Raw genomic sequence first — 25,443 nt, 5'->3', positions numbered from 1 at the left:
CTCGACGCCCCGCCGCTGCCCGGCCGCATGCTGACCGGCTTCGTGCTGTTCGTCATCTGCCTCGTCGTGCTGCTGCCGTTCCTCGGCATCGTGTCGACGTCCGTCGCCCCGACCAGCCAGGTGAACGACGCCGGCGGGTTCGTGATGTGGCCGAAGGGGCTCGACTTCGGCGCGTACGAGAGCATCTTCGCCGGCGGCGTCGTCACACGGGCGCTGCTCGTCAGCGTCGGGATCACCGTGGTCGGGACGGTGATCAGCCTGTTCGTGAGTGCGATGCTCGCGTACGCGCTCAGCCGACCGGGTTCCTACGGATCCGGGTTCATCCTGAGCCTGGTGCTCGTCAGCCTGCTGTTCGCACCCGGGCTCATCCCGAACTACCTCGTCGTGAAGCAGTTCGGCCTGCTCGACTCGTACTGGGCACTCATCCTGCCGACGGCCCTCAGCGCGTTCAACGTCATCGTGATGCGGTCGTTCTTCATGAACATCCCGAAGGAGCTCATCGAGAGCGCCAGGATCGACGGCGCCGGGGACTTCGGGGTCTTCCTGCGCATCGTGCTCCCGCTGTCGAAGGCCGTCCTCGCGGTGATCGGACTGTTCTACGCGGTCGGCTACTGGAACGCCTTCTTCAACGCGCTGCTCTACATCAACGACACCGCGAAGTGGCCCCTGCAGCTCGTCCTCCGCACCTACGTGATCAACAACGCACAGCTCGGCGGCGCCGACCTCGGCACGAGCTCCGACGCACTGCCCCCGCAGGCGTCCATCCAGATGGCGATCCTCGTCGTGTCGATCGTCCCCATCCTCATCGTCTACCCGTTCCTGCAGCGGCACTTCGCCAAGGGTGTCCTGACCGGCGCGGTGAAGGGCTGACCAGCGTGACGAACAACGGAATCACCCGCCGCGCACTGTTCGCAGGCGGGCTCGGGATCGCGGCCACTGGTCTCCTGGCCAGCTGCTCCACCGTGACCCGCTCCACCGACGTCAAGGCGATCAACAAGGCGGTCGCACTGCCGGATTACGTCCCGTGGACGGACGGACCGGAACCCGTCCTGCCGAAGACGAGCGCGCTCATGCCGAGCGCGTTCCGACGGATCCCGGACAGGCTCGTCCCGACCACCCACAAGCCGGGCGACGGCTCGACCGTGCACGGCAGCGTCCCGACGAACTCGCCCGTCCCGCCGACCAAGGGCAGCAACCCGTACTGGCAGGGCCTCGACGAGCGGATGGGGATCGACCTCGACCTGACGATCACCCCGAACGCGGACTTCGGCAACAAGTTCGCCACGCAGGTCGCCGGCGACACGCTCGGCGACGTGTTCACGGTGTTCGGGTCGTTCCCGTACCTGCCGCAGTTCCTCGAGGCGAAGGCCCAGAACCTCACCGAACACCTCTCCGGCAGCGGTGTGCGGGACTTCCCGTACCTGGCGAACCTCCCGACGGCGTCCTGGCGCGGGACCGTGTTCTCCGGCGGCATCTACGCCGTGCCGGTGCCCCGCGGTCCGCTCACGTCGCAGGTGCTCTACCGGCGGCAGGACCTGTTCGAGGGGCTCGGCGTCGACCCGTCGTTCAGCAGTCTCGACGAGTTCGTCCAGCTCTGCCGTGAGGTGTCGGATCCGCACGCGAACCGCTGGGCTCTCGCCTCGGTGCCGACGAGCATCCTCGCGCCGATGCTCGACCTGCCGAACCAGTGGGAGCACAGCGGCGGCAGGCTCACCCACATGTACGAGCTCGATGCGTACCAGGACCTCCTCGACGTGTCGCGCCGGCTCATCGCCGAGGACCTCGTGCACCCGGACAGCATCACGGCCTACAACGGCAAGGTCTGGCTCGTGCAGGGCTCCGCGCTGATGCTGTCGGACACGTACAGCGCCATCCCCGGCATCGTCCAGCAGGCGACCCCCGGCAGCGGCTTCGACCTGACGACGGCGCCGTTTGTCGGGCCGTCCGGTGCGAAGGCCAAGCCGTGGCTCGGCGATCCGAACAACGCGATCACGGCGCTCGCCGCAGCGCCGGACGACCGCGTCCGCACCCTGCTCGAGGTCCTCAACTGGTGCGCGTCACCGTTCGGGACCGAGGCCTGGATGTACCGCAAGTTCGGCATCGAGGGACGGGACTACGAGATGCAGGACGGGTCGCCGACGCTCACGAAGACGGGCAACAGCGAGACGGCGTTCGGCGAGTTCCCGCTGCAGTACTTCACCGAGTGCCCGCTGCCGCTCTTCTACTCGGGCCGCCCCGGCATGACGGACACCGTCTACGAGTCCTTGGCGTCGTGGCTCGACGACGGGCTGCCGAACCCGACCTACGGGCTCTACTCGCCGACGAACTCCACGAAGGGGCCAGCGGTCGGCACGTACGCCACCAACGCGATCAACGACATCCTGCTCGGCCGCGCGCCGGTCTCGTCCTGGAAGGGCGTCGTCCGCGACTGGCGCCGCCGCGGCGGCGACGCGATGCGCGCGGAGTACGAGGAAGCCCTGCAGGCGCGCGCCGGGTCCTGATCCGGACCGGCCACCGGACGGGAGGCTCGGTGCGAGCTGGCACCGAGCCTCCCGTCCGCCTTGGGTCGCGTCTCGGATCCGGCACCTTCCGGGCCGACGTCAGTCCGCGAGCCAGGACGGTTCGGCGAGCAGACGCTCGACGTCGGTGATCAGGCGGGTCGTGTGGAAGCCGTCGGCGGCCGCGTGGTGGATCTGCACCGCGAGCGGCATCAGGGTGCGGCCGTCACGCTCGTGGTACCTGCCGATCGTGAAGATCGGGAGCAGGTGGTCCCAGCCGTCCCGGACCTGGATCGTGAAGCCGGAGAACGACCGCCACGGCAGGCTCGAGACGTCGAAGAGGTTCGCCGGGCGGGGCTTCTGCGGGAACATCGTCGTCGCCGTCCGGTACGTCGCCAGTGCATCGACCGCGGCGTCGTGGAACGTCCCGAAGTCGTCGTCGTACGGCACCCACACCGCACTGAACGTCTCACGCTCGGGGTTGAACACCGTGAAGACCGGGTGCACGACGTCCCAGATCGCAGGGGAGCGGTCGGGTTGCAGCGTCATCCGGAACTCCCGGTGCCGGTTCACCGCGGTCGCGAGCGCCCAGATCTGCGCCGGGTAGGTCTTCCGGCCGGTGTCGCCGAGTGCTCGCACGAAGTCGGTGACGTCCACGTCGACGGTCATCGCGTAGGTGCACGGCACGGTGTCGCGGTAGTGCTCGAAGTGCTCCCGTCGCGGCCAGGTGTCGAGGTCGATCGGCGTCGGTGCCGGGGTCATCGCGTCCATGGCACCACTCTGGCCCAGATCCCTAGGCTGGCGGTGTGCCGATCCTGCAGCGTCTCCCCGTCCTCCAAGCCGTCGACCTGCTCGCCGTGCCCGTGGCGCAGGCGATCGCAGCGCTCCCGGCCGACCTCGTGAGCGGGATCGAAGCCGCCGCGATCGATCCGGAGCTGGCCGACACCGCGGCGTTCTCCGAGGCGTACGGGTTCCCACTGGCCGGCGGAGCGAACTGCATCGTCGTGACCGGCAAGCGCGGGAGCGACGTCACCTTCGCCGCGTGCATCGTGCTCGCGTCGACCCGGCTCGACGTCAACCGCACCGTCAAGCAGCTGCTCGGCGCTCGGAAGGCCAGCTTCGCGCCGATGGACGAGGCGGTTGCGCGCACCGGGATGGAGTACGGCGGGATCACACCGATCGGGCTGCCCGCGGAGTGGCCCGTGTACGTGGACTCACGCGTGTCGGAGGTCCCGGATGCGGTCATCGGTGCCGGGGTCCGCGGTGCGAAGGTGTTCCTCCCCGGCTCCGTGCTCGCCGCGCTGCCGCACGTCGAGGTGGTCGAGGGGCTCGCGAACCCCGTCGAGGCCTGATCGTGGCGGCGACCATCGCACTGCTGAGCGGAGCACCGGGCAGCGGCAAGAGCACGCTCGCCCGAGCGCTCGCCGCAGAACTCGGGTGGCCGCGCGTGCACCGGGACGAGCTCTACGCGGGACTGATGGCCGGCGGGGTGATGTCGCGCGACGAGGTCGTCCCACACGGGATCCGGCTGTTCTGGACGGCGACGGCCGGGTACGCGGCGGCCGGGTGCAGCGTCATCGCCGATGCGACGCTCTACCGCGACCAGTCCGAGTCGGACGTGCGCGAGTTCCTGGCGCCCGTCGGGGTCGTGCGCAACGTGCACTGTCGGTCGGACGTGGCGTACGAGCGGTTCGTCGCACGCGGTCACGACGAGGCGCTGAACGCCCGGGTTGCCGGCAACTTGCCGCTGGTGGCCGAACCGCTGGACCTCGGGGTGCCGGTGCTCGAGGTCGACACGACCGATGGGTACGACCCGGTGCTCGCGGAGGTCATCACCTGGGTGACAGGACCCCCTGCGCGCTGAGCGCCGTCCGGAGACCGTCGACCCCGGTGAAGTGGTGCGTCACCATGCCGAGCTCGGCGGCACCCGTGAGCTTGCGCTCCGAGTCGTCGGTGAAGAAGACCTCGGATCCGTCGAGGCCGACGGCGTCGAGCACGTGCCGGAAGGCCCGGACGTCGGGTTTCACGAACCCGATGTCGGCGGAGTTGAACACCGCGTCGACGTGGTCGAGCAGCTCGAACGAGGCGACCTCGTCCGGTACGGTGTCCGTCCCGTTCGTCAGGACCGCGACGCCGTGGCCAGCGCTGCGGAGCTCGTCGAGGAGGTCCAGCACGTCCGGGTCGGCGCGGAACGGCTGCCGTCCCCACGCATCGGCCGCGGCTGCGTCGTCGATGTGGTCGCCGATCGCGGCGATCCAGTCGGCGCGGCGGATCCGTCCGGTCGTCACGTCGTCGATGAGCGGCGGCGAGAACGCGAACGCCTCGATCGACCCGGCCGCCAATCCGTGGCGGCGCTCGATCGTGGCGACGTGGTCCGGGTCGAAGTGACGGATCACCCCGTCGAGGTCGAGCAGCACCGTCCGGATCACGCGCTCGAGCCTACGAGGAGCGATCGAACAGGTCGAGCGTGCGGGCGCACGCGTCGTCGAACTGCTCGATCGTCCGGTGCTCGGCCCACCACGCGAGGTTGTTGACGCTCACGGCGACGAGGCAGGTGGTGAAGACGCCGTTCCCCGCGATCGCCCGAGCTTCGCCGGCGAGCACGGCTTCGGCCTCGGTCGAGTCCCACGTCGCGAGGGCGCACTGGCGGAGCAGGTCGGCGAGGTCGCGGACACGGGTGCCACGTCCGACCGTCTCGGTGTCGACGAACCGGATCCGCCCGGTCGGGTCCAGGAGCAGGTTGGACGCGCTCAGGTCCCCGTGCACGACGTCATCGCTGGGCAACGTCTCCGATCCGCGGGTACGGATCAGCTGGTCACCACGATCGACGACTGCTCTGCCAGCGCTCGACCGGTCGGCGACCGCAGAACGCCAGGGATGGCTGCGAGTGACGGCGAGCAGCTGCGCGGAGTCGTCGAACGCCGCATCGGGCCCGATCCCGCGCTGCGTCCGATTCGCTCGGACGACCGCCTCAGCCGCCGAGCGGTCGATGGTCGTGAGCGGCTCTCCGTCGACGAACTCCTGGACGACGTACGCGGTCCCGTTCGGCAGCCGCCCGGTCCGGAGCCAGGCTGCGGCGGGCCATCCACGAGACACCGCATCCCGCATCACCGGTTCGGCCGCGAGGAGCCGTGCGGACTTCCAGGGCACCGACTGCAGCGTGACGACGAGTGGCAGACCGTCCGCGTCCTCCACGAGGAGCGCGCCGCCCTGCTCACCGCCCTGGAGCGGGCGGACGAGCCGGAGTCGGATGCCGGCGGCGGTCCCGACGGCCTCGATGGCGTCGCGCACTCAGTCGTTCGGGACGATCAGGCAGAACGGGTGGCCGGCGGGGTCGAGGTACACCCGGAAGCCGTCGGACCCCTCGCCCGTGGCGGTCGCGCCGATCGCCAGGACCGCTGCTTCGCCGGCATCCATGTCCTCGACCTTCACGTCGAGGTGGATCTGCTGCGGGACGACCTGGCCGGGCCACTCCGGCGCGCGGTAGTCGTCGACGTGCTGGAAGGCGAGGAGCGGGCGGCTGCCCTCGATCGGCAGGACCACCTCGGCCCAGTCGTCGCCGAACTGCACGATCTCGCCGCCGAGGACCTCGGCCCAGAACCGCGCGAGCGCGCGGGTGTCCGGGCAGTCGAGCACGACCACGTCGAGCGAGCCGATTACAGGAGTGCTCCCGTCGTGACGATGGTGAAGGTGAAGATGACCCAGTCGTTGAGGATGTGTGCACCGGTGCTCACCGCGATGTTCTTCGTCCGGATGTACGCCAGCGTCAGTACGAGGCGAGCGACACCGATCACGAGGAGCGCCTGTGCGACGTTCCACCCGTACGTCGGCAGGTGCGCGGCCCCGAACCAGATCGCGGTCGCGAGCCACGCGACGAGGATCGCCTGCTTGCGCGTCAGCCCGAGCCGGTGGCAGAGCGCCATGACGGCGAGGAAGGGTAAGATCGTGAACAGCTCCTCGCCGAACAGCTGGATCGCGGTTCCGACGTAGAACGAGATCAGCTCGGCGGCCCCGTGGATGCCGTTCGCCGCGGTGTTCGCCGTCGCGCCGAACACCGTCTTCACGATGACTCCGACGATGAACGTGACGATGATGTTCGCGATCGCGAACAGGACCATCGTCAGGAAGTCCCGGCCGGTCGTCCGCTGGAAGATCCGCGACCAGCGACCTCGGGTGAAGGCGATGAACACGGCGAGGGGGATCGCGGTGAACAGGAAGCGGGGCACGAGGGACTGCACGTTGTCGTGCGCCGGGTACCAGCTCAGGACGTTGATCGCGACGACACACGCGAGGACGATCACCACCCACTGCCACGCGCGCAGGGCGAGCGGATTGCCGTCCCAGAACGGGAAGTCCCGCCCGTCCGCTCGCTCGATCGCCCTGCCGTACCGGTCTGCGCGTTCCGCCATGGAGTCCCCTTGCCTCAGGGGAGAACCTACCGGTCAGGCGGAGGCGGCGGACAGTGCCTTCGTGATGCGCTGCAGCGAGACCGTCTCGGCGGTCCCGAGCTCCTGCGCGAAGAGGCTGAGACGGAACTCCTCGAGCATCCACCTGGCGTGCACGAGTTCCGGGTGCGCACCGACGGCTGGCGGGAACGTCCCCCCGGCGTCTTCGTACCGGCCGGTCGCAGCCGAGACCTCACGCATCCAGGTCGCATCCCTGCCCGGGTTCTGCAGGAGTTTCGTCACGCGGGCCTCCACGCCCTGCAGGTACGCGCGGATCCGGCGGAGGCGGTCGAGCCCGGCCACGGACACGAATCCGGGGAACACCAGGCGCTCCAGCTGCTGGCGCATGTCGTTCAGCGCCGGCAGCAGGGACATGTTCGTCGCCTGCTTGAGGGCTCGCTCCGCGGACCGCTGGGCGGCGAGCACCGTGGCGACCTCGGACACGGCGGTGAACATCGTGTCGACGACGGATGCGGACACGGCATTCCGGACGGCCTCGAACTCGGCCTTCGTGAAGAGCAGCCCGTCCGGGTGCGCTCGCCGGATGCCGGCGTCCACCACGGCCGCGAGCACGTCGTCGAAGAGCGCGTTCGTCGACGGGTACGGGCTGGCGGCGAGCGCGAGCTTCTCCTGCGAGGTGAGGTGCGACTGGATGTACGACACCGGTGACGGCACCGCGAGCATCACGAGCCGTCGAACGCCAGCCGGCATCTGCACGGCGCGGTCGGACTGGTTCGCGAGCAGCTGCACGCCGACGGTCGCCTTCGGACCGGAGCCCTCTTCGACGAGCGCCGGGTACGCGCGGATCACGCCGCCCGCCTGCTTCGTGTCCAGGATCTCCGGCAGGTCCGTGTCGGGCCAGGCCACGAGCCCCGAACGCTCCACCTGACGGCCGGAGGACGCCTCGGCGACCCGCGCCGAGCCTCCTGGGCGACCCTGACGCTGCGTCGCGGCGGCGACGCTCTGTTGCGTCCTGTCCTTCAGCTTCGTCTGCAGCGCGGAGAGGTCCTTGCCGGCCTCGACGCGACGGCCGCGTTCGTCGACGACCGCGTAGGTCGGCAACAGATGTGCGGGGACGCGGGACATGTCGAAGTCGCGCTCGGAGACCTGCACGTAGGTCATGCGCTGGATCGTCTTCGCGAGGGTCGCGCGGAAGCTCTCCGTCGGGGTCGTGGGTGCGTCGTCGGGGAGTTCCTCGACGATCTTCTCCGCCCAGTCGGCCGCGGGGACGACGTTCTTCCGGATCTGCTTCGGCAGGGCCTTGATGAGCGCGGTCACGAGTTCCTTGCGGAGACCGCGGACCTGCCAGTCGAAGCCCTCCTCGCGCATACGGGGGAGCAGCGCCAGCGGGACCTGGACGCTGACGCCGTCGTCCGCGGCACCGGGCTCGAACCGGTACTTGACCGCGAGGCGCTGGTCGCCTGACCGCCACTGCGTCGGGTACTCCTGCTCGTCCTGTGCTGCTTCGGCGGCGTCTTCGTCGAGGAGGTCTTCCCTCCGCATCGTCAGCAGCTCGGGCTCGTCCCGGCGGATCCGTCGCCACCAGCCCTCGAAGTCGCGCGTCGTGGCGACCTCTGCGGGGATCCTGGCGTCGTAGAACTCGTAGACGGTCTCGTCGTCGAGCAGGATGTCGCGTCGGCGGGTGCGTTCCTCGAGCTGTTCGAGTTCCTTGCGGAGCTTCCGGTTCGCACGGTCGAACGCCTGTTGCGATTCCCACTCGCCCTCGACCAGGGCGTGCCGGATGAAGAGCTCCCGCGAGTGCACGGGGTCGATCCGGGCGTACTGCACGCGGCGGCGCTGCACGATCGGGACACCGAACAGCGTCACGCGCTCGTAGGCGACGACGGCCCCCTGCTTCTTCTCCCAGTGCGGCTCGCCGTAGGTGCGCTTGAGGAGGTCGCCGGCGAGCTGCTCCGTCCACGCCGGGTCGATCCGGGCGGCGGTGCGGGCGAACAGGCGGCTCGTCTCGACGAGTTCGGCGGCCATCACCGCGTCCGGCTGCTTCTTCGCCAGGACGCTGCCAGGGAAGAGCACGAACCGGGTGTTCCGCGATCCGAGGTAGTCGCGCTTCTCGCGGTCGCGCAGGCCGATCTGGCTGAGGAGTCCGGCGAGCAGCGATCGGTGCACGGCGTCGGGGTCGTCCTTGCGCTCCTTCCCGACGTGGATCCCGACCTGCTTCGCCGCCCGAGACAGCTGGCGGTACAGGTCCTGCCACTCACGGATGCGGAGGTAGTTCAGGAACTCGGCCTTGCACAGCCGTCGGAACGCACTCGACGACAGCTCGTCCTGCTTGTCCTCGATGTAGTTCCACAGGCCGAGCAGGGTCAGGAAGTCGCTCGTCGGGTCAGCGAAGCGCGCGTGCAGCTGATCGGCGTGCGCGCGCTTCTCGAGGGGGCGCTCCCGGGGGTCCTGGATGCTCAGCGCGGAGACGACCGCGATGACCTCTCGCCCGACGCCCTGCCGACCGGCCTCGAGCACCATCCGTCCGAGCCGCGGGTCGATCGGCAGACGGGTCAGTTGCCGGCCTGACTTCGTGATCGCGCCGTCCTTGTCGACGGCACGGAGTTCGCGGAGCAGGTCCAGGCCGTCCTTCACGCCACGGGAGTCCGGCGGCTGCAGGAACGGGAAGGACTCGATGTCGCCGAACCCGAGCGAGATCATCTGCAGGATGACGGCGGCGAGGTTCGTGCGGAGGATCTCGGGGTCGGTGAACTCGGGACGCCGCTCGAAGTCGTCCTCGGAGTACAGCCGGATGGCGATACCGGCGCTCGTGCGTCCAGCGCGGCCGGACCGCTGGTTCGCGCTGGCCTGCGAGATCGCCTCGATCGGGAGCCGCTGGACCTTCGCGCGGGGCGAGTACCGGGAGATGCGGGCGGTCCCGGTGTCGATGACGTACTTGATGCCGGGCACGGTCAGCGAGGTCTCGGCGACGTTCGTCGCGAGCACGACTCGCCGTCGGACACCCGGGGTCGCGCTGCGCTGGAACACCCGGTGCTGGTCGGCCGCTGACAACCGGCCGTAGAGCGGGAGGACCTCGGTGCCCGGGTAGTGCTTGCCCTCGATCGCGTCCTGGGCGTCGCGGATCTCGTTCTCGCCGGACAGGAACACGAGGACGTCGCCCGGGTCTTCGCGCGCGAGTTCGTCGAGCGCGTCGGTGATGCCGGTGAGTGCGTCGCGGTCGTCGGCTCCGTTGCCGGCGTCGGCGGTGCGCGAATCGGTGTCGTCGTCCCCGTCGTCGTCCGGGTCTTCCGCGACGAGTGCGCGGTAGCGGATCTCCACCGGGTAGGTGCGGCCGGACACCTCGATGATCGGGGCGTCGCCGAAGTGCTTCGAGAAGGACTCCGGGTCGATCGTCGCGCTCGTGATGATGAGCTTGAGGTCGGGCCGGCGGGGGAGCAGTCGCTTGAGGTACCCGAGGAGGAAGTCGATCGTCAGGGAGCGCTCGTGTGCCTCGTCGATGATGATCGTGTCGTAGCGCTTCAGGTCGCGGTCGAAGTGGATCTCGTTCAGCAGGATCCCGTCGGTCATGAGCTTGACCCGGGTGTTCGCGCTGACCTTGTCGGTGAAGCGGACCTGGTACCCGACGAGGTCGCCGAGCTCGCCACCGAGTTCTTCGGAGACGCGCTCCGCGATGGTGCGCGCGGCGATGCGTCGGGGCTGGGTGTGCCCGATGTTCTCGCGCCCGAGCTCGAGGCAGATCTTCGGCAGCTGCGTTGTCTTGCCGGACCCCGTCGCTCCGGCGACGATCACGACCTGGTTGTCGCGGATGGCGGCGGCGATGTCGTCCCGCCGCTGCGAGACCGGCAGCTCGGGCGGGTAGGTGATGACGGGCGGCGTGGGAGACATGAGCATTCCAGGATACCGCCCGAGCTCACGCAGACGTGAGCTGGGCGGCGAGTTCGTCCGCGTCGCGGGCTGGCAGGGCGCACACACGGTCGTGGCAGACGTACGCGGCGGGGTCGAGCGCGTCGCGTGACTCGAGGAGTGCGAAGCCCGCTGTGGCCCACGCGCGCGCCTGTTCCGGTGTCACGAGGACCGTCACCGTGCCCGGACGCCGCTCGGTCACCGCGGCGCGCCGCATCGCGACGGCTGACCCGACCGCCCCCGGCGACTCCGTCGACGTCACGACGACGACTTCCCGCGAGGGCCGCTGCAGCGCCAGCGCGACGCCGAGCGCGTCCGCGTGCCCGAGCGGTCGACCGACACCGGTGCGCGCGCGGTCCGCGATGAGGGACGCAGCAGCGGTCCGGTAGTCCTCGACGCCGGTCAGGGCCGCGAGGGTCAGCGCCGCGTTCGCCAGCGCCACGGTGCCCGATCGCATCGCCGTCTGCGGCTGCTCCCCGGTCGCGGTGCCGGAAGCGGCCAGCACCGGGTCGACGGCCAGCGTCCCCGAGAGCCCGTCGTCGACGAGGGTCCTCGCCGTCTCCGCGTAGGCGACCTCGCCGGTGACCACCGCCAGTTCCAGGAGGCCTTCGGCGAAGAGCCCGATGTCCTCGATCGTGGGCGGTGCGGACGAGGAACCCCGCGGGGTGCTGGAACGCACCGCGACGTGTCCGTCCCGCAGGTGCCCGGCGATCAGGGCGTCGGCGGCGGATCGCGCGAGGGCGATCATCTCGTCGTCCCCGTGCCGCGCGCCGGCGATCGCGAGACCGCGGATCGCGAGCCCGTTCCACCCGGTCAGCACCTGGTCGTCCAGGGGTGGTGGAGCGAGCGCGACCCGGTCCGCGAGCGGGCGGCGGTACCACTCGCCTTCGACGCGGCGCCCGTCGATCGTGGACTCGCTGTCCTGTGCCGCGACGAACGCGCCGTCCGGCCGGCGGAGGGTGTCGCGCAGGAAGTCCGCGATGCCCCGTGCCTGGTCCCGAGGTGTGATCGCCAGCAGCCCCGCGTTGTCGTAGAGCATGCGCTCGTAGTGCGGCACGCCCCAGTCTCGCTGGGTCGCGTACCGGAACACTCCACCGTCGGCATCGGTCAGCTCGGAGGACGCGATCACCCGGAGCGAGCGTTCGAGCAGGGGATGCGCGGCTGCGACGCCGTCCGCCCCGGCATCGGCGAGGAACTCCAAGAGTGGTGCCGAGGGGAACTTCGGTGCGCCGCCGAAACCACCGTAGACGGTGTCCTCTGCTTGCAGCAGGGTGTCGACGACGCCGTGGACCGCGTCGACGGACGGGAGGCCCTGGTCGGCTCCGGCGCCGTCGGCACCTTCCGGAGTCGCCGCGTCCATGGCGCCCTGGCGGATGGCCCCGGCGAGTGCGGTCGCGTTGGCGTCCACCTCAGCACGACGGTCGTGCCAGGCATCGACGACCGCGGCGAGCACCTGCCGGAACGACGGGTGACCCCCGACGGGGGTCGGCGGGGAGTACGTGCCCGCGAAGAAGACGTGGGCGTCGGGGGTCATGAAGGCGGTCAACGGCCATCCGAGTTGTTCGGTGAACGCCGCGGCGGCCGCCATGGTGCTCGCGTCGACGTCCGGCCGTTCTTCACGGTCGACCTTCACGGCGACGAAGTCCCGCCGCAACAGCTCGGCGATCTCCGGATCGGCGAAGCTCTCACGTGCCATGACGTGGCACCAGTGGCAGGTCGCGTAGCCGATCGACACCAGGACCGGGACATCGCGCTCGCGCGCTTCCTCGAATGCCGCCGGACCCCACTCCCGCCAGTCCACCGGGTTGTCGGCGTGCAGTCGGAGGTAGGGGCTGACGGCGGTGCCGAGCCGGTTGTCGTTCATGTGTCCAGCGTGCACGGTCGGCGCTGAACGGGACGGGCGGCGGAACGATCTGTGGATGGATCGTCCGTCTCTACAGGGCTCAGGCGGGAAGCCACCCGGTCAAGGACGCGAGCCGACGTGCCACGTCGGCCGGGGCCATGGCGTCCGTGTCGATCCGGGTGACCCGATCTGCGGAAGCCGAGTCGAGCCTCCCGGCGGTCCGTGTCGAGTGCGCGAGCTGCGCCACCGGGAGCTCGCCGCCCGCCCGCCGCTGCAACCGGGACGCCGTCGTCTCGTCCCCGGCCCGGAGCAGCACGGCGACCACGACCGGGTCGTCGCCCATCGCGGCGGCCAGGCGGTCTGCTTCGAGGACGGACACGGTGTTCGTGTACACGAGACGGTGGTGCCCGAGCGCGCGGTAGTTCGCCCACATCGCCGCGAGGTTGCGTTCCGTGAGCCGCGCCTCCGGGTGCTCGACGTGCGGAGCGGGGTGGGCGAGGTCGAGCACGTCGCCCTCGATCACAGCGTGCCGGACGTCCGCGTCCGTGAGCAGGTCGTGCAGTGCCTCGGCCGCTGTCGACTTGCCGACACCGGACCGGCCGCCGATGAAGAGCACCTCGGAGCGCGGCACCGATCAGCCGCCGATCGAGAGGAGGACGAGTGCGGCGTCCTCCGGGCCGTAGTCGAACATCCGGTCCCAGAACGGGTCGGACGCCCATGGGACGTCACCGTCCGCAGGGGTGCGGTGCGCCGTCTCGACGAGCCAGTCGAGTTCCGGGAGGACAGCCGCGGCGAAGCGGGGCGGCTCCCATCCGAGCGACCTGGCCGCGGTGGTGTCGAGGACGAACGGCGACGGGGACGACCACGGGGTCACCCCGACGAACGCCGGCGCGTCGGCGTCGAGCAGGACCTCGTCGAACCGGTGGTCGAGGTGGCCGGCGATCGTCCGGACGATCTCGAGCGCCGACGGGGCCGTCGCATCGGCGACGTTGAGGATCCGGCGGTCGGGGGCGTCGGCGACGAGCCGGACCAGCGAACCGATGCCACTGGCCGCCGTGGTGTGGTCGACCCCGCGCCCGCCGTCGGCGAGGAGGACACGCTCGCGGCCGTCGAGGACCCGGCGCACGACGAACCACTCGCGGGGACGGCCGACTCCGACCCCGTAGACCTTCGACGGGCGGAGCACCGTGACGGGAGCGCCGTGGTCGAGCAGCAGCTGTTCGGCTGCGACCTTCGCCGCGGCGTACCCGTCGCGACTCGTCGGGTCGGCGTCCGCCGCGGTCACCGTCGGCTGGAGCTCGGTGACCGGACCGCCGAACACGGGCTTGTCGAGCGAGTTGGCGTGCCGTCCCTGCTCGTCGACGTAGACCGCCTTCGACGAGACGAACACGGTCGAGCCGACGTCGCCCAGGAACGGCAGGAGCTGTGCTGCGTCGTCACGGGTCGCGCCGACGGTGTCCACGAGCAGGTCCGCACCGGGGCGCAGGAGGTCGCGGAGCACGGTCGAGTCGCGGCGGTCGCCGGGGACGAACGTCGCGCCGTCCCTCGTGAGCGTGTCCGCGATCGCACCTCCTCGGCGTGCGACGACGTCGACCTGCCAGTCGTCACCGCCGCGGCCGGAGGTGTCGAGGAGCTCGCGCGCGACGGCGGAGCCGATCCCGCCCGTTCCGCCGAGGATGACTGCACGTCTGGAGCTCATGACGGCAACGCTAGTGCCGCACGGGTGCGTGTGTGGTCGGGTCTCAGGACGCGAGTTCGGGTCTCAGGACGCGAGTTCGGGTTCGCGGCGCCACCAGTCGGCGAGGGAGCCGTCGTACACCTGCACCCGGTCGTGTCCGAGCACGGTGAGCGCGAGGGCGTCGACGCACGCGGCGCTGCCGACACCGCAGTAGGTCACGATCTCGTCCGCGTCGAACACCGGGGCGAACGCGTCCGCCAGCGCAGCCGGCCGCCGCAGCGTGTTCGAGTCCTGGTCGACGATGCGCCGCAGTGCGATCGGGGTGGTGCCGGGGACGACCGGGGCGTGCCCGTCACCGAGGACGGTCTCGTCCGCGGCCAGGACCAGCGCGGCCGGCTGCGTGCCGTCCACCGCGCGTTCGACCCGGTCGCGGTCGGCCCAGAGCGGCCGTTCCTCGCCCGCGAGGAATGCGTGCTGCGTGTCGCTGTCGTCCGCGCGGGTGGTCAGCGCGCCGACCCGGACCGGGCGTCCTTCGTCCCGCCACTTCACGAACCCGCCGTCGAGCACGGCGACGTCGTCGAACCCGAACGACCGGAAGATCCACCAGAGTCGTGCTGACCATTCGCCGACACTGTCGTCGTAGACCACGACGGTCGACGTGTTCGTGATGCCGAGTGCCCGGGCCGCCTGCTCGAACCGCTCGGCACCGGGACGCGTGAACGGGAGGTCGGAGTCGGGCGCCGAGAAGTCGTGGAGGAGGTCGGCGTAGCGGGCACCGGGCACGTGTCCGTGCTGTTCGTAGGCGTCGCCGGCGGCGTGCCAGGTCGTCCCGAGGCCGACACCGGACGTGTGCACGGAGGCGTCGAGGACGACGAGCTCATCGGCACCGAGGTGGTCGGCGAGCCACTGCGTGGACACGAGTGGCGAGGTCAGGACGGGGGCCATGGCGCACACGATAATGCCGACCCCTGACGTCTGACAGGAAAATCGCAACAGTGCGCAATCGGGGCCGATGCGGGTGGTGTGTCGCCGAAGGAACGTCGCTTCGATGGGCTCCGAACGACAAATTCGACGTCGTACGACAGCGACTTCGTCGTTCGGAGTCGACCACCCCGCGCCCGCCCCGCCCGCCCCGCTCCTGCACGACGCCCGGAACACGGAAGGCCCGCCCGACCGGAGTCGAGCGGGCCTTCCGCGTGTGTCGTCTTCGCGTCAGTGCGCGGCGGCCGGGATGCTGCCCGTCGCGTTGGCGCTGAGGTGCTCGAGCTTGGCCAGTCGCACGGACTGCCGGTTGATGAGCAGCCCACTGGCGATCGCGACGACGACCAGTACGCCGGCCGAGATCGCGAAGGCGACGTGGTAGCCGTCGAGCGTGGCCTGCGCCTGCTGGAGCTTCGTCGGCGCCGCGGACAGCCCCGAGAGGCTGTTCTTGACGACGTCCGCGAAGATCGTCGACAGGAGCGCGGTACCGATCGACCCGCCGATCTGCTGCATGGTGTTCACCGTCGCCGACGCGACACCGGCATCCGCACGGGCGACCCCGGTCGTCGCGGTGTTCATCGCGGACGAGAAGATCGTGCCCATGCCGAGACCGATGACGATGAGCGCCGGCAGGACCGTGCCCGCGTAGGAGCTGTCGAGGTCGGTGCGCAGCAGCAGGAGCAGACCGGCTGCGGCGACGAGCGCGCCGGCGAAGATCAGGACCTTCGGGCCGATGCGGGGCAGGAGTCGGCCACCGATCTGCGTGGCGGAGATCATGATCGACAGCGGCATCGGCAGGAACGCCAGGCCGGTCTGCAGCGCGGAGAACCCGAGGGTCTGCTCGAGGTAGTAGGTCAGGAACAGGAAGATCCCGAACATGCCGATCGCGACGAGGCCGATGGCGATGAACGAGCCACCGCGGTCACGGTCGAGCACGACGCGCAGGGGGAGCAGCGGGTGCGCCACGCGGGTCTCGATGAACACGAAGGCGGCGATGAGCACGACACCGACCGCGAGCATGACGATCGTCAGCGGGTCGTCCCAGCCGTTGGTCTCGGCGTTGGAGAAGCCGTAGACGACCCCGACCAGGCCGAGCGTGATCGTGAGGACCCCGGCGACGTCGATGCGCGGACGCTCGACCTTCGGCGGCTTCGCCATGAAGACCAGCGCACCGATCACGCCGAGGACGGCGAAGACGACGTTGACGTAGAGGCACCAGCGCCACGACGCGTACTCGGTGAGCACGCCGCCGAGGAGGAGGCCGATCGCAGCACCCGAGCCGGCGATCGACCCGAAGATGCCGAACGCACGACCGCGCTCCTTCGGGTCGCGGAAGGTCGTGGTCAGCATGCCCAGCGCGGACGGGGCGAGCAGCGCGCCGAACGCCCCCTGCAGTGCGCGGGCCGCGACGAGCAGGCCGAACGAGTCCGCCAGGCCGCCGAGCACCGAGGCGACGGCGAAGCCGACGAGCCCGATGATGAAGGTGTTCTTGCGGCCGAAGAGGTCACCGAGGCGACCACCGAGCAGCAGCAGGGATCCGAACGCCAGCGAGTACGCCGTGACGATCCACTGGCGCTGGTCGGTGCCGAATCCGAGGTCCTGCTGCGCCGAGGGCAGCGCGATGTTCACGATGGTGGCGTCGAGCACCACCATGAGCTGAGCGAGGGCGATCACCGCGAGGGCGATCCAGCGGTGGTCCTTGCGGGGTGCGGAGCCCGCGGTCGTGGGTGCCGAGCCGGTGGGCGCGGGCGCAGTTTGTTCTGCCGTCACGGCAGGCCTCCTTGAGAAGGATGGAACGGTGTCGAAGCACGCGCCGTCGAGCACTTCAGGTCGGGGAGGAGAAAGCGGATGCGATGCATCCGGTTCGCACCAGTGTAAGCCCAAACGGACGCGTTGCATCCGCTTATTCCCAGAAAGTTCAACTACGTTTGCGAGCGTGACCACGATCGACCAGCACGCGGAGCTCGAGCGGCCCCTCCGCGCCGACGCCGCCCGCAACCGCGAGTTGATCCTGCAGACCGCGCGCAAGTGCTTCGCGGAGCGCGGGCTCTCGGTCACCCTGAACGACATCGCGCACGAAGCCGGGGTCGGCGTCGGGACGGTCTACCGCCGGTTCGCCGACAAGGACTCGCTGATCGAAGCGCTGCTCGCGACCAAGTTCGACGCGATGAACGCCGCCGCCGAGCGTGCTGCCGAGGAGATCGACCCGCGCGAGTCGCTCCGGCTGTACCTGATGGGCGTGTTCGAGTTCCGCGCCAGGGACCGCGCACTCGCCGATGCGATCGTCCGGGCGGGCAAGGGACGCCCCTCGATCGTGCAGGAGCGCGACCGCCTCGAGAGCCAGGTGTCCGAGATCATCCGTCGCGCGCACGACGCCGGCGTGGTGCGGGTCGGGTTCGACTACCGCGATCTCCCGATGCTCACGACCATGGTGGGTGCGGTCGCGGACGCCACCCGCGCGCACGACCCGAACGCGTGGCGCCGCTACGCCGAGGTCCTGATCGAGGGCGTGCTGCCGCAGCACGTCGACGACCACCGGATGCTCGGCGAGCCGCTCGACCGCGAGTCGATCGAGCGCGCGCTGCACGCCCAGTCCTGACCCACCGCGCAGGGGGCAGGCCCGTGGCGGGTCACGACACCCCGCTCAGTTCCGCCGAGCGGTCACAACGCGTCGGCTGAGTTCTTCCGAGCCGACAGATCGTGACCCGTCGACCCGCACTGCGCGGCGAGTCGTGACCGGTCGGCGATGCGCGACACCCGCGCCGCCGCAGCGCACGCAGCGCGACGCGCACGCAGCGCGCAGCGCTACAACCAGCTCGGCAGCCAGTAGTGCGACCGCACGAAGTCCCACGGCACCTGCATGGCGGTCCACATCGGGTACCAGTACGCACTCGCGAGCAGCACCACGACGAGGTACACACCGACCCACACGATCGCCTTCGTCCGACGGGGCCGTGGATCGTCGCGGGAGCCCAGCACGAGCCCGATCGCCGCGGCCAACGCCATCACCATGAAGGGCTCGAACGCGATCGTGTAGAACTGGAAGACCGTCCGGTTCACGTACAGCAGCCAGGGCAGGTACCCCGCTGCGACGCCCATCACGACGAAGCCGTACTCCCACCGGCGACGCAGGAAGAACAGCACGAGCAGCGCCACGACCGCGACGACCGATGCGTACCAGATGAACGGGTTCGCGACGCCCGTGATCGCAGCACCGCACCGCACCGCCGCGCAGCCGTCCTGCCCGGCGTTCGTGCCGACGTAGTACATCGACGTCGGGCGCTGCATGAGCATCCAGAGCAGCGGGTTCGCCTGGTACGAGTGCGGCGTGTGCAGGCCGATGTTGAAGCCGTAGATCTCGGACTGGTAGTGCCACCAGTTCTGCACGCTGTCCGGCACCCACGACAGGATTCCGCTCCAGCGCTGCCCGCCGGAGGCGATCCAGTTCCGGTCCCATCCGTCCTTCGACACGAACCACCCGGTCCAGGACGCCAGGTAGGTGGCGGCGGCGATCGGCACCGTGAGCAGGAACGTCACCGGTGCCTGCTGCAGGAACGCGCTCGACGACCAGAACTCGATGCCGGCGCGCTTCCGCAGCATCATGTCGGTCAGCACCGAGTACACGGCGAAGAACGCCAGGAAGTACATCCCGGACCACTTCGTGCTCGTCGCGAGCCCGAGCGCCAGTCCCATCGCGAGCAGCCACGGCCGCCACCACAACACCGGGCCCCAGAGGGTGTCCCGTCCGGCAGCGACCCGGCGCGCGACCCACGCGTCGAGCCGACGCTCGGTCCAGCGGCGGTCGAGCAGCAGCGCGCCGAACCCGAGCACGACGAAGAACGTGACGATCCCGTCGAGCAGCGTGACGCGGGACATCACGATCGCCTGGCCGTCGACCGCCAGGAACCCGCCGGCGAGCGTGCCGATGAGGGTCGAGCGGAACAGCGACCGGGCGATCACGGCGACGAGGAACACCGTCGCGATACCGAGCACCGCGACCGCGAACCGCCAGCCGAACGAGTTGTCCGGCCCGAACAGCAGCATCCCGAGGCCGATGAGGTACTTGCCGAGCGGCGGGTGCGCGATGAACTCCGCGGCACTGGTGAACAGGTTCGTCTGGCCGTCCGCGAACCGTTCGTCGGTCGTCGGGAGCGAGTCGTCCGTGGGGTTCGCCGGCCAGGTGCCCTCGTACCCGAGGTGGACGATCGACCATCCGTCCTTGACGTAGTAGGTCTCGTCGAACACCAGTGAGTGCGGTCGTCCCAGGTCGACGAGCCGCAACAGTGCCGCGAGCACGGTGACCGCGATCGGCCCCGCCCAGCGCCAGGTGGCGACCCGCCAACCGACCGACATGACGCGCACCCACCAGTCGTCGAGGCGCGACCCACGGGGCACTTCGGGCGCAGAGGGGAGTGCGTCGGCCAGGTCCGTGGTCACCCGCAGCATCCTACGGATGCGGCGCAGTGATCCGCTGCGTCCACAATGGGGCGTGTGATCGTCCTCGCAGCAACTCCCATCGGCAACCTCGGCGACGCGTCGCGCCGACTCGTCGAGACACTCTCCAACGCGACGGTCGTGGCTGCGGAGGACACCCGCACCGCGATCCACCTGATGCGAGCGCTCGGGATCGAGAACCGCCCGCGGCTCATCGCCCTGCACGAGCACAACGAACGGGCGAAGGCCGCGGAGGTCGTCGAGCTCGCCCAAGACGAGGACGTCGTCGTGCTGACCGACGCTGGCATGCCCGCGATCAGCGACCCCGGCTTCCCGCTCGTCGAGGCCGCAGCGGCCGCCGGGGTCACCGTGACGGCGCTCCCGGGGCCGTCAGCGGTGCTGATGGCGCTCGCCGTGTCCGGGTTGCCGACGGACCGGTTCACGTTCGAGGGGTTCCCGACCCGGAAGCCGGGGGAGCGTCGACGCACGTTCGAGGCGCTCGCCGGCGAGCAGCGGACGATGGTGTTCTTCGAGTCGCCGCACCGGCTGGCGGACACGCTGACCGACATGGCGGCGGGGTTCGGGGACGCGCGCCGAGCGGTGGTCTGCCGAGAACTCACGAAGCTGTACGAAGAGGTCCGCCGGGGATCACTCGTCGAGCTCGCCGCGTGGGCCGCCGACGGGGTCAAGGGCGAGATCTGCATCGTCGTCGCGGGGGCGTCCGGATCGGTGGACGAGGTCTCGCTCGACGAGGGCGTCCGGCTGGTGCTCGAGCGCGTGGCCGCCGGTACCCGCATGAAGGAGGCGTCGGCCGCCGTCGCGGACGCGACGGGGCTGTCGAAACGGGACCTGTACGAGGGCGCGCTGGCGGCGCGGTGACCCCGCTGATCGGCGGACGGGAGGCTCGTGGCGGCCCCGTCACGAGCCTCCAGTCCGGGTTTTCCACAGACCGTCGGTGGGCGCGTCATGCGGTCGCCGCGCGCCCGTAGGATGGTCCGCATGTCCGACGGCTCCTCGTTCAGCATCACCACGCCGATCTTCTACGTGAACGACGTGCCCCACATCGGGCACGCCTACACCGAGGTCGCCGCGGACTTCATGGCGCGCTGGCACCGTCAGCGTGGCGACGACACCTGGCTGCTCACCGGCACGGACGAGCACGGGCAGAAGATCCTGCGCACCGCCTCGGCGAACGACGTCTCCCCGAAGGAGTGGGCGGACCGGCTCGTCACCGACGCGTGGAAGCCGCTGCTCGACACCGTCGACGTCCGGAACGACGACTTCATCCGCACCACCGACGAACGGCACGAGCGCGGCGTGACCGCGTTCCTGCAGAAGCTCTACGACGACGGCTACATCTACGCCGGCGAGTTCGAGGGGTTCTACTGCGTGGGCTGCGAGGAGTACAAGCAGCCGAGTGACCTCGTCCCCGGCACCGGCGCGTACGAAGGCCAGCAGGTCTGCGCGATCCACTCGATCCCGGTCGAGGTCCTGTCCGAGCGCAACTACTTCTTCCGGATGTCCGACTTCGAGCAGCGCCTGCTCGACCTCTACGAGTCGAACCCGGAGTTCATCCAGCCGGAGAGCGTCCGCAACGAGATCGTCTCCTTCGTCAAGCAGGGCCTGCGCGACCTGTCGATCTCGCGGTCGAGCTTCGACTGGGGCATCACGATCCCGTGGGACCACGACCACGTGCTCTACGTGTGGTTCGACGCGCTCCTCAACTACGTCACCGCACTCGGCTACGGCAGCGACGACGACGAAGCGTTCCAGCGCCTCTGGCCGAGTGTGCACATCGTCGGCAAGGACATCGCCCGGTTCCACGCGGTGATCTGGCCCGCCATGCTCATGGCCGCGGGGCTGCCGGTCCCGAAGCGCGTGTTCGGGCACGGCTGGCTGCTCGTCGGCGGCGAGAAGATGTCCAAGTCGAAGCTCACCGGTATCGCGCCGTCGGAGATCACCGACACGTTCGGGTCGGACGCCTTCCGGTACTACTTCCTCCGCGCGATCACCTTCGGGCAGGACGGCAACTTCAGCTGGGAAGACATCTCGGCGCGGTACCAGGCCGAACTCGCGAACGGCTTCGGCAACCTGGCGTCCCGCATCCTCGCGATGCTCGACAAGTACTTCGACGGTGCCGTGCCGACTCGTGGCGAACTGTCCACGTCCGACCGGGCGATCGACGACCTCGCAGTGGACGTCACGACGCGCGCCGACGCCGCGATCGCCGCCTTCGCGCCACACGACGCCATCACGACCACGTGGGAGCTCGTCGACGCGCTGAACGGGTACATCACCGAGCAGCAGCCGTGGGCTCTCGCGAAGGACGACGCCCAGCGCGAGCGCCTCGGGACCGTGCTCGCGACGGCGCTGCGCGGCCTCGGCACCGTGGCGGTGCTCGCATCGCCGGCCATGCCGAAGGCGACCGAGAAGCTCTGGGCCTCGATCGGTGCCGGCGGCTCCATCGCTGAGCAGCGTGTGGACCGTGCGTGGGAGTGGCAGGGTGCGACCCGGATCACGTCGCTGGAGTCCGGCCTGTTCCCGCGTGTCGAACAGGCAGAACAGGGCGCAGCGTGACCGACGCCCATCTCCGCTCCCGGTCCGGCGACGGTGGCGGGTCCAAGCGTGACCTGACGTACCCGCCGCTGCCGGAGGCGCTCGTCGTGCCGGTGTACGACAACCACACCCACATGGAGATCGCCGACGGTGGCGACGACGGCGCGCTCGACTACCGGGAGCACCTCGACCGTGCGTCGAGCGTCGGCGTGCGTGGTGTCGTGCAGGTCGGCACCGACCTCGCGACCTCGGAGTGGTCCGCTGAGATCGCCGCGCGGGAGCCCCGGGTCCTCGCCGCCGTGGCCCTGCACCCGAACGAGGCGCCCGTCCTCGACGCCGCCGGGCTGCTCGACGAGCACCTGGCGGGCATCGAGCGGCTCGCGGCGCTGCCCCGTGTCCGCGCGATCGGTGAGACCGGGCTCGACTTCTTCCGCACCGGTGACGACGGCCGCGATGCCCAGATCCGGTCCTTCGAGGAACACATCCGGATCGCCAAGGACCACGACCTCGCGCTGACGATCCACGACCGCGACGCGCACGACGCCGTCGTCGAGGTGCTCGACCGTGTCGGTGCCCCGGAGAAGACCGTGTTCCACTGCTTCTCCGGCGGGCCGGACCTCGCCAGGCTCTGTGCCGAACGGGGCTGGTACATGTCGTTCGCGGGCACGGTCACGTTCAAGAACGCCCAGTCGCTCCGGGACGCCCTGCACGTGGCGCCGCGGCACCTCATCATGATCGAGACGGATGCGCCGTACCTCACGCCGACGCCGTTCCGTGGTCGTCCGAACGCGCCGTACCTCATCCCGTTGACGCTCCGGTCGATGGCCGAGACGCTCGGCACCGATCCGTCGATGCTCGCGGCGCAGATCGCCTCGAACACCGAGCTCGTCTACGGCGCGTGGGACGCCGAACCCGTGACGGTGTCCGAGTGAGCGCGCTGCTCGGCCCCGCTGAGATCCGCGACCTCGCCGCGCAACTCGACGTCACCCCCACCAAGAAACTCGGCCAGAACTTCGTGCACGACGCGAACACCGTGCGGCGCATCGTCGCATCCGGTGGCGTGACGGCTGAGTCCCGCGTGCTCGAGGTCGGACCGGGCCTCGGTTCCCTGACCCTCGGGCTCACCGAGACCGGCGCTCCCGTCACCGCCGTCGAGATCGACGCACGGCTCGCAGCGCAACTCCCGGCGACGGTGTCCGCGATGCAACCGGCCGCGCAGCTGACCGTGGTGCACCAGGACGCCCTCAAGGTCTCCGCGGACGACCTCCCGGTCGCGCCGACGCACCTCGTCGCGAACCTGCCGTACAACGTGTCCGTGCCGGTGCTCCTCCACCTGCTCGCGACCTTCCCGTCGATCGAACGCTCGCTCGTCATGGTGCAGGCCGAGGTCGGGTACCGTCTGGCCGCCGACCCGGGCAGCAAGGTCTACGGGTCGCCGAGCGTCAAGGCCGCCTGGTACGGCGACTGGCGGATCGCCGGGCAGGTGAGCCGTCAGGTGTTCTGGCCGGTGCCGAACGTCGACAGTGTCCTCGTCGGGTTCGTACGGAAGGACCCGCCGGGCGACGAACTCCTGCGCTCCCGCGTGTTCGCGCTCGTCGACGCTGCCTTCCAGCAGCGTCGGAAGATGCTCCGCCAGGCCCTGTCCGGGATCCTCGGCGGCAGTGCGCACGCGTCGGAGGTACTCGAGGCATCGGGCATCGCGCCGACCGCCCGCGGCGAGGAACTCGACGTCGATGACTTCGTACGCCTCGGCCGGACGGTGCTCGCCGCCGCGAGCTGAGGGATTCCGGCTGTGTGGCTGCCGGCTAGTCCGCGGCGACCTGCACGGTCTCCCCGTCGGTCAGCGCGACCAGCTGGTCGAACGTCAACGGCATGACGGAGTTCGCGGTCCCCGCAGCCGACCACACCGGGTCGTAGTCGGCCAGCGCGGTGTCGACGACCGTGCGGATCGGTGCCGGGTGACCAACAGGGGAGACCCCTCCGATCGGTTGGCCCGTGACCTCGCGCACCTGCTTCGCGGTCGCCATCGTGAGCTCCTCGACACCGAGGCTGCTGGCGAGCAGCCCCGTGTCGACGCGGTGGCGCCCTGACGTCATCACCAGGAGCGGCTCGCCGTCCGCCAGGAACAGCAGGCTGCTGGCGATCGCCCCCGGCTCGGTGCCGAGCGCCGCCGCTGCCTGCGCCGCCGTGTGCGTGGAGTCGGGGAGTTCGCGTGCCGTCGTGTCCACGCCGGCCTCGGCGACGATCCGCTGGATCTCCTGCATGCGTGCGTTCATCGGTGCTCCGTCCGTGTCTCGGTGCTGGTGATCGTGGCGCCGTGCCCGGCGAGTGCGGCGATGAGTCGTTCGGGGTCGCCGCACCGGAAGGACAGGTCGCGCTTGCCCGTGATCGACAGCCGGACGCCCGGCCCGTTGTCCATCAGGACCACCGTGCCACGACCCGTGCCGAAGCGGACGCCCCACCCGCCGACGTCCATCCCCCGCAGTTCGATCGGGGTCGCCGAAGTGAGCGTCTGCGGGTCGATGGTGCGCCGGTACCAGAACGGGGTCAGTCGGACCGAGAGTCGGTCGTCCAGCTCGACCGTGAGTCGCGTCAGCGCAAGGACGACGCCGAGCCCTGCGATCACGACGAGCGCGACGCTGCTGATCACGAGGTCCGACATGGATGGTTCCTTGCCGGGGGACGGCGGCACGAGGGCGATCGTCGTGGCGATCGCGACGCTGCCGAGCGCCGTCGCGATCCCGAGCACCCGGAAGAGCGTCGACGTGCTGCTGGTCTCGGTGTACCCCTCGTTCCCCATGCACCCATCCTGCCGGACCCGAAAGCGGCGGTCTATTTGCATGTTGTATTTCGATTCCTTGCGGAGGCTGATCCGACGCTCCTACCGTGCAACATCCGACGAAAGGAGCACCCCATGACCATGATCAGCACCGACCAGCATCGCTACCATTCGGACGACGTCCCGATCCGTCTCCTGACGGCCGCGGAGATCGACGCAGGCCGCAACCACCCGGTCGGAACGCCCGAGGACCGTGCGAGAGAGGTCGCAGAGATCCTCAGCCGCTCCACGTTCACGGATTCCAAGCGGCTGGATCGACGTCCTGCCTGGTACCTCTGACGTGCATGCGCTTCCCGGTGGGGCAT

General features: G+C 70.1%; 24 protein-coding genes. 10 read left to right on the top strand and 14 right to left on the bottom strand.

Going from position 1 to position 25,443, the window contains the following annotated elements; all coding sequences use genetic code 11:
• Positions 1–27 precede the first annotated feature (27 nt).
• Together AAEP80_RS17700 and AAEP80_RS17695 are read left to right on the top strand one after the other, a co-directional pair.
• Positions 28–870, top strand: coding sequence for a carbohydrate ABC transporter permease (locus AAEP80_RS17700; protein WP_402729961.1), 843 nt, complete (start codon positions 28–30; stop codon positions 868–870).
• Positions 871–875: 5 nt separating this feature from the next.
• The gene (locus tag AAEP80_RS17695) at positions 876–2,501 is read left to right on the top strand and encodes a hypothetical protein (RefSeq protein WP_420365342.1); all 1,626 of its coding nucleotides are present in this window, start codon (positions 876–878) and stop codon (positions 2,499–2,501) included.
• A gap of 99 nt (positions 2,502–2,600) precedes the next feature.
• Here AAEP80_RS17695 and AAEP80_RS17690 read toward each other — a convergent pair whose 3' ends face one another.
• Positions 2,601–3,269: a CatA-like O-acetyltransferase gene (locus AAEP80_RS17690; protein WP_420365341.1), complete on the bottom strand. Its 669-nt coding sequence runs from the start codon at positions 3,267–3,269 to the stop codon at positions 2,601–2,603.
• 35 nt (positions 3,270–3,304) lie between these two features.
• Here AAEP80_RS17690 and AAEP80_RS17685 point away from each other — a divergent pair, with 35 nt between their 5' ends.
• Both AAEP80_RS17685 and AAEP80_RS17680 read left to right on the top strand, forming a co-directional pair.
• A complete protein-coding gene (locus AAEP80_RS17685; RefSeq protein ID WP_420365340.1) occupies positions 3,305–3,850 on the top strand; it encodes a YbaK/EbsC family protein in 546 nt (181 codons plus the stop codon).
• 2 nt (positions 3,851–3,852) lie between these two features.
• A complete protein-coding gene (locus tag AAEP80_RS17680) occupies positions 3,853–4,362 on the top strand; it encodes an AAA family ATPase (RefSeq protein ID WP_420365339.1) in 510 nt (169 codons plus the stop codon).
• Here the strand turns inward: AAEP80_RS17680 and AAEP80_RS17675 are convergent.
• The 10 genes from AAEP80_RS17675 to AAEP80_RS17630 form a co-directional block, all read right to left on the bottom strand.
• The gene (locus AAEP80_RS17675; protein WP_420365338.1) at positions 4,331–4,927 is read right to left on the bottom strand and encodes an HAD family hydrolase; all 597 of its coding nucleotides are present in this window, start codon (positions 4,925–4,927) and stop codon (positions 4,331–4,333) included. The genes AAEP80_RS17680 and AAEP80_RS17675 overlap by 32 nt on opposite strands.
• A gap of 10 nt (positions 4,928–4,937) precedes the next feature.
• The gene (locus AAEP80_RS17670) at positions 4,938–5,789 is read right to left on the bottom strand and encodes a phosphotransferase (RefSeq protein WP_420365337.1); all 852 of its coding nucleotides are present in this window, start codon (positions 5,787–5,789) and stop codon (positions 4,938–4,940) included.
• A complete protein-coding gene (locus AAEP80_RS17665) occupies positions 5,790–6,140 on the bottom strand; it encodes a VOC family protein (protein ID WP_420365336.1) in 351 nt (116 codons plus the stop codon).
• A gap of 14 nt (positions 6,141–6,154) precedes the next feature.
• On the bottom strand, positions 6,155–6,907 hold the full coding sequence (locus AAEP80_RS17660) for a type II CAAX prenyl endopeptidase Rce1 family protein (RefSeq protein WP_420365335.1): 753 nt from the start codon (positions 6,905–6,907) through the stop codon (positions 6,155–6,157).
• A gap of 33 nt (positions 6,908–6,940) precedes the next feature.
• Entirely contained in the window at positions 6,941–10,789 is a 3,849-nt protein-coding gene (gene hrpA / locus AAEP80_RS17655; protein WP_420365334.1) for an ATP-dependent RNA helicase HrpA, read from the bottom strand.
• Between the two features lie 25 nt (positions 10,790–10,814).
• Entirely contained in the window at positions 10,815–12,671 is a 1,857-nt protein-coding gene (locus tag AAEP80_RS17650; protein WP_420365333.1) for a thioredoxin domain-containing protein, read from the bottom strand.
• 79 nt (positions 12,672–12,750) lie between these two features.
• Positions 12,751–13,281, bottom strand: coding sequence for an AAA family ATPase (locus AAEP80_RS17645; protein WP_413601176.1), 531 nt, complete (start codon positions 13,279–13,281; stop codon positions 12,751–12,753).
• Positions 13,282–13,284: 3 nt separating this feature from the next.
• Positions 13,285–14,349, bottom strand: coding sequence for an NAD-dependent epimerase/dehydratase family protein (locus AAEP80_RS17640; RefSeq protein WP_420365332.1), 1,065 nt, complete (start codon positions 14,347–14,349; stop codon positions 13,285–13,287).
• 63 nt (positions 14,350–14,412) lie between these two features.
• Positions 14,413–15,273 carry a sulfurtransferase gene (locus AAEP80_RS17635; protein ID WP_420365331.1) on the bottom strand — a complete coding sequence of 287 codons (861 nt, stop codon included), beginning with the start codon at positions 15,271–15,273 and terminating at the stop codon, positions 14,413–14,415.
• A gap of 267 nt (positions 15,274–15,540) precedes the next feature.
• The gene (locus AAEP80_RS17630) at positions 15,541–17,079 is read right to left on the bottom strand and encodes an MFS transporter (protein WP_420365330.1); all 1,539 of its coding nucleotides are present in this window, start codon (positions 17,077–17,079) and stop codon (positions 15,541–15,543) included.
• Positions 17,080–17,245: 166 nt separating this feature from the next.
• On the opposite strand from AAEP80_RS17630, the gene AAEP80_RS17625 reads away from it, so the two are divergent.
• Positions 17,246–17,908 carry a TetR/AcrR family transcriptional regulator gene (locus tag AAEP80_RS17625; RefSeq protein WP_420365329.1) on the top strand — a complete coding sequence of 221 codons (663 nt, stop codon included), beginning with the start codon at positions 17,246–17,248 and terminating at the stop codon, positions 17,906–17,908.
• A 206-nt stretch (positions 17,909–18,114) separates the two neighbouring features.
• On the opposite strand, the gene AAEP80_RS17620 is transcribed toward AAEP80_RS17625, so the two are convergent.
• Positions 18,115–19,746, bottom strand: coding sequence for a dolichyl-phosphate-mannose--protein mannosyltransferase (locus AAEP80_RS17620; RefSeq protein WP_420365328.1), 1,632 nt, complete (start codon positions 19,744–19,746; stop codon positions 18,115–18,117).
• A gap of 54 nt (positions 19,747–19,800) precedes the next feature.
• On the opposite strand from AAEP80_RS17620, the gene rsmI reads away from it, so the two are divergent.
• The 4 genes from rsmI to rsmA all read left to right on the top strand — a co-directional run bounded on the left by rsmI (position 19,801) and on the right by rsmA (position 24,079).
• Entirely contained in the window at positions 19,801–20,622 is an 822-nt protein-coding gene (gene rsmI / locus AAEP80_RS17615; protein ID WP_420365327.1) for a 16S rRNA (cytidine(1402)-2'-O)-methyltransferase, read from the top strand.
• A gap of 120 nt (positions 20,623–20,742) precedes the next feature.
• Positions 20,743–22,320: a methionine--tRNA ligase gene (gene metG / locus AAEP80_RS17610; protein WP_420365326.1), complete on the top strand. Its 1,578-nt coding sequence runs from the start codon at positions 20,743–20,745 to the stop codon at positions 22,318–22,320.
• Entirely contained in the window at positions 22,317–23,231 is a 915-nt protein-coding gene (locus AAEP80_RS17605; protein ID WP_420365325.1) for a TatD family hydrolase, read from the top strand. Before metG ends, AAEP80_RS17605 begins: the two co-directional genes overlap by 4 nt.
• Positions 23,228–24,079: a 16S rRNA (adenine(1518)-N(6)/adenine(1519)-N(6))-dimethyltransferase RsmA gene (gene rsmA, locus AAEP80_RS17600; RefSeq protein ID WP_420365324.1), complete on the top strand. Its 852-nt coding sequence runs from the start codon at positions 23,228–23,230 to the stop codon at positions 24,077–24,079. Before AAEP80_RS17605 ends, rsmA begins: the two co-directional genes overlap by 4 nt.
• Positions 24,080–24,104: 25 nt before the next feature.
• Here the strand turns inward: rsmA and AAEP80_RS17595 are convergent, their stop codons facing one another.
• Both AAEP80_RS17595 and AAEP80_RS17590 read right to left on the bottom strand, forming a co-directional pair.
• Positions 24,105–24,575 carry a YbaK/EbsC family protein gene (locus tag AAEP80_RS17595; RefSeq protein ID WP_420365323.1) on the bottom strand — a complete coding sequence of 157 codons (471 nt, stop codon included), beginning with the start codon at positions 24,573–24,575 and terminating at the stop codon, positions 24,105–24,107.
• Positions 24,572–25,099: a hypothetical protein gene (locus AAEP80_RS17590; protein ID WP_420365322.1), complete on the bottom strand. Its 528-nt coding sequence runs from the start codon at positions 25,097–25,099 to the stop codon at positions 24,572–24,574. Before AAEP80_RS17590 ends, AAEP80_RS17595 begins: the two co-directional genes overlap by 4 nt.
• A gap of 120 nt (positions 25,100–25,219) precedes the next feature.
• Here AAEP80_RS17590 and AAEP80_RS17585 point away from each other — a divergent pair, with 120 nt between their 5' ends.
• A complete protein-coding gene (locus AAEP80_RS17585) occupies positions 25,220–25,417 on the top strand; it encodes a hypothetical protein (protein WP_420365321.1) in 198 nt (65 codons plus the stop codon).
• The last annotated feature ends 26 nt before the right edge of the window (positions 25,418–25,443 follow it).

This window comes from Curtobacterium sp. L3-7, from assembly GCF_048756585.1.
Classification (GTDB): Bacteria; Actinomycetota; Actinomycetes; order Actinomycetales; family Microbacteriaceae; genus Curtobacterium.
Note: the sequence above shows the minus strand (reverse complement) of the source record. Positions and strands in the feature narration are given on the sequence as shown.

Bases quoted from the DNA above. Each gene is read 5' to 3' on its own strand.
- AAEP80_RS17700 (WP_402729961.1), top strand. From the start codon at position 28: ATGCTGACCGGCTTCGTGCTGTTCGTCATCTGCCTCGTCGTGCTGCTG.
- AAEP80_RS17690 (WP_420365341.1), bottom strand. From the start codon at position 3,269: ATGGACGCGATGACCCCGGCACCGACGCCGATCGACCTCGACACCTGG.
- AAEP80_RS17660 (WP_420365335.1), bottom strand. From the start codon at position 6,907: ATGGCGGAACGCGCAGACCGGTACGGCAGGGCGATCGAGCGAGCGGAC.
- hrpA (WP_420365334.1), bottom strand. From the start codon at position 10,789: ATGTCTCCCACGCCGCCCGTCATCACCTACCCGCCCGAGCTGCCGGTC.
- AAEP80_RS17650 (WP_420365333.1), bottom strand. From the start codon at position 12,671: ATGAACGACAACCGGCTCGGCACCGCCGTCAGCCCCTACCTCCGACTG.
- AAEP80_RS17640 (WP_420365332.1), bottom strand. From the start codon at position 14,349: ATGAGCTCCAGACGTGCAGTCATCCTCGGCGGAACGGGCGGGATCGGC.
- AAEP80_RS17635 (WP_420365331.1), bottom strand. From the start codon at position 15,273: ATGGCCCCCGTCCTGACCTCGCCACTCGTGTCCACGCAGTGGCTCGCC.
- metG (WP_420365326.1), top strand. From the start codon at position 20,743: ATGTCCGACGGCTCCTCGTTCAGCATCACCACGCCGATCTTCTACGTG.
- AAEP80_RS17595 (WP_420365323.1), bottom strand. From the start codon at position 24,575: ATGAACGCACGCATGCAGGAGATCCAGCGGATCGTCGCCGAGGCCGGC.
- AAEP80_RS17590 (WP_420365322.1), bottom strand. From the start codon at position 25,099: ATGGGGAACGAGGGGTACACCGAGACCAGCAGCACGTCGACGCTCTTC.
- AAEP80_RS17585 (WP_420365321.1), top strand. From the start codon at position 25,220: ATGATCAGCACCGACCAGCATCGCTACCATTCGGACGACGTCCCGATC.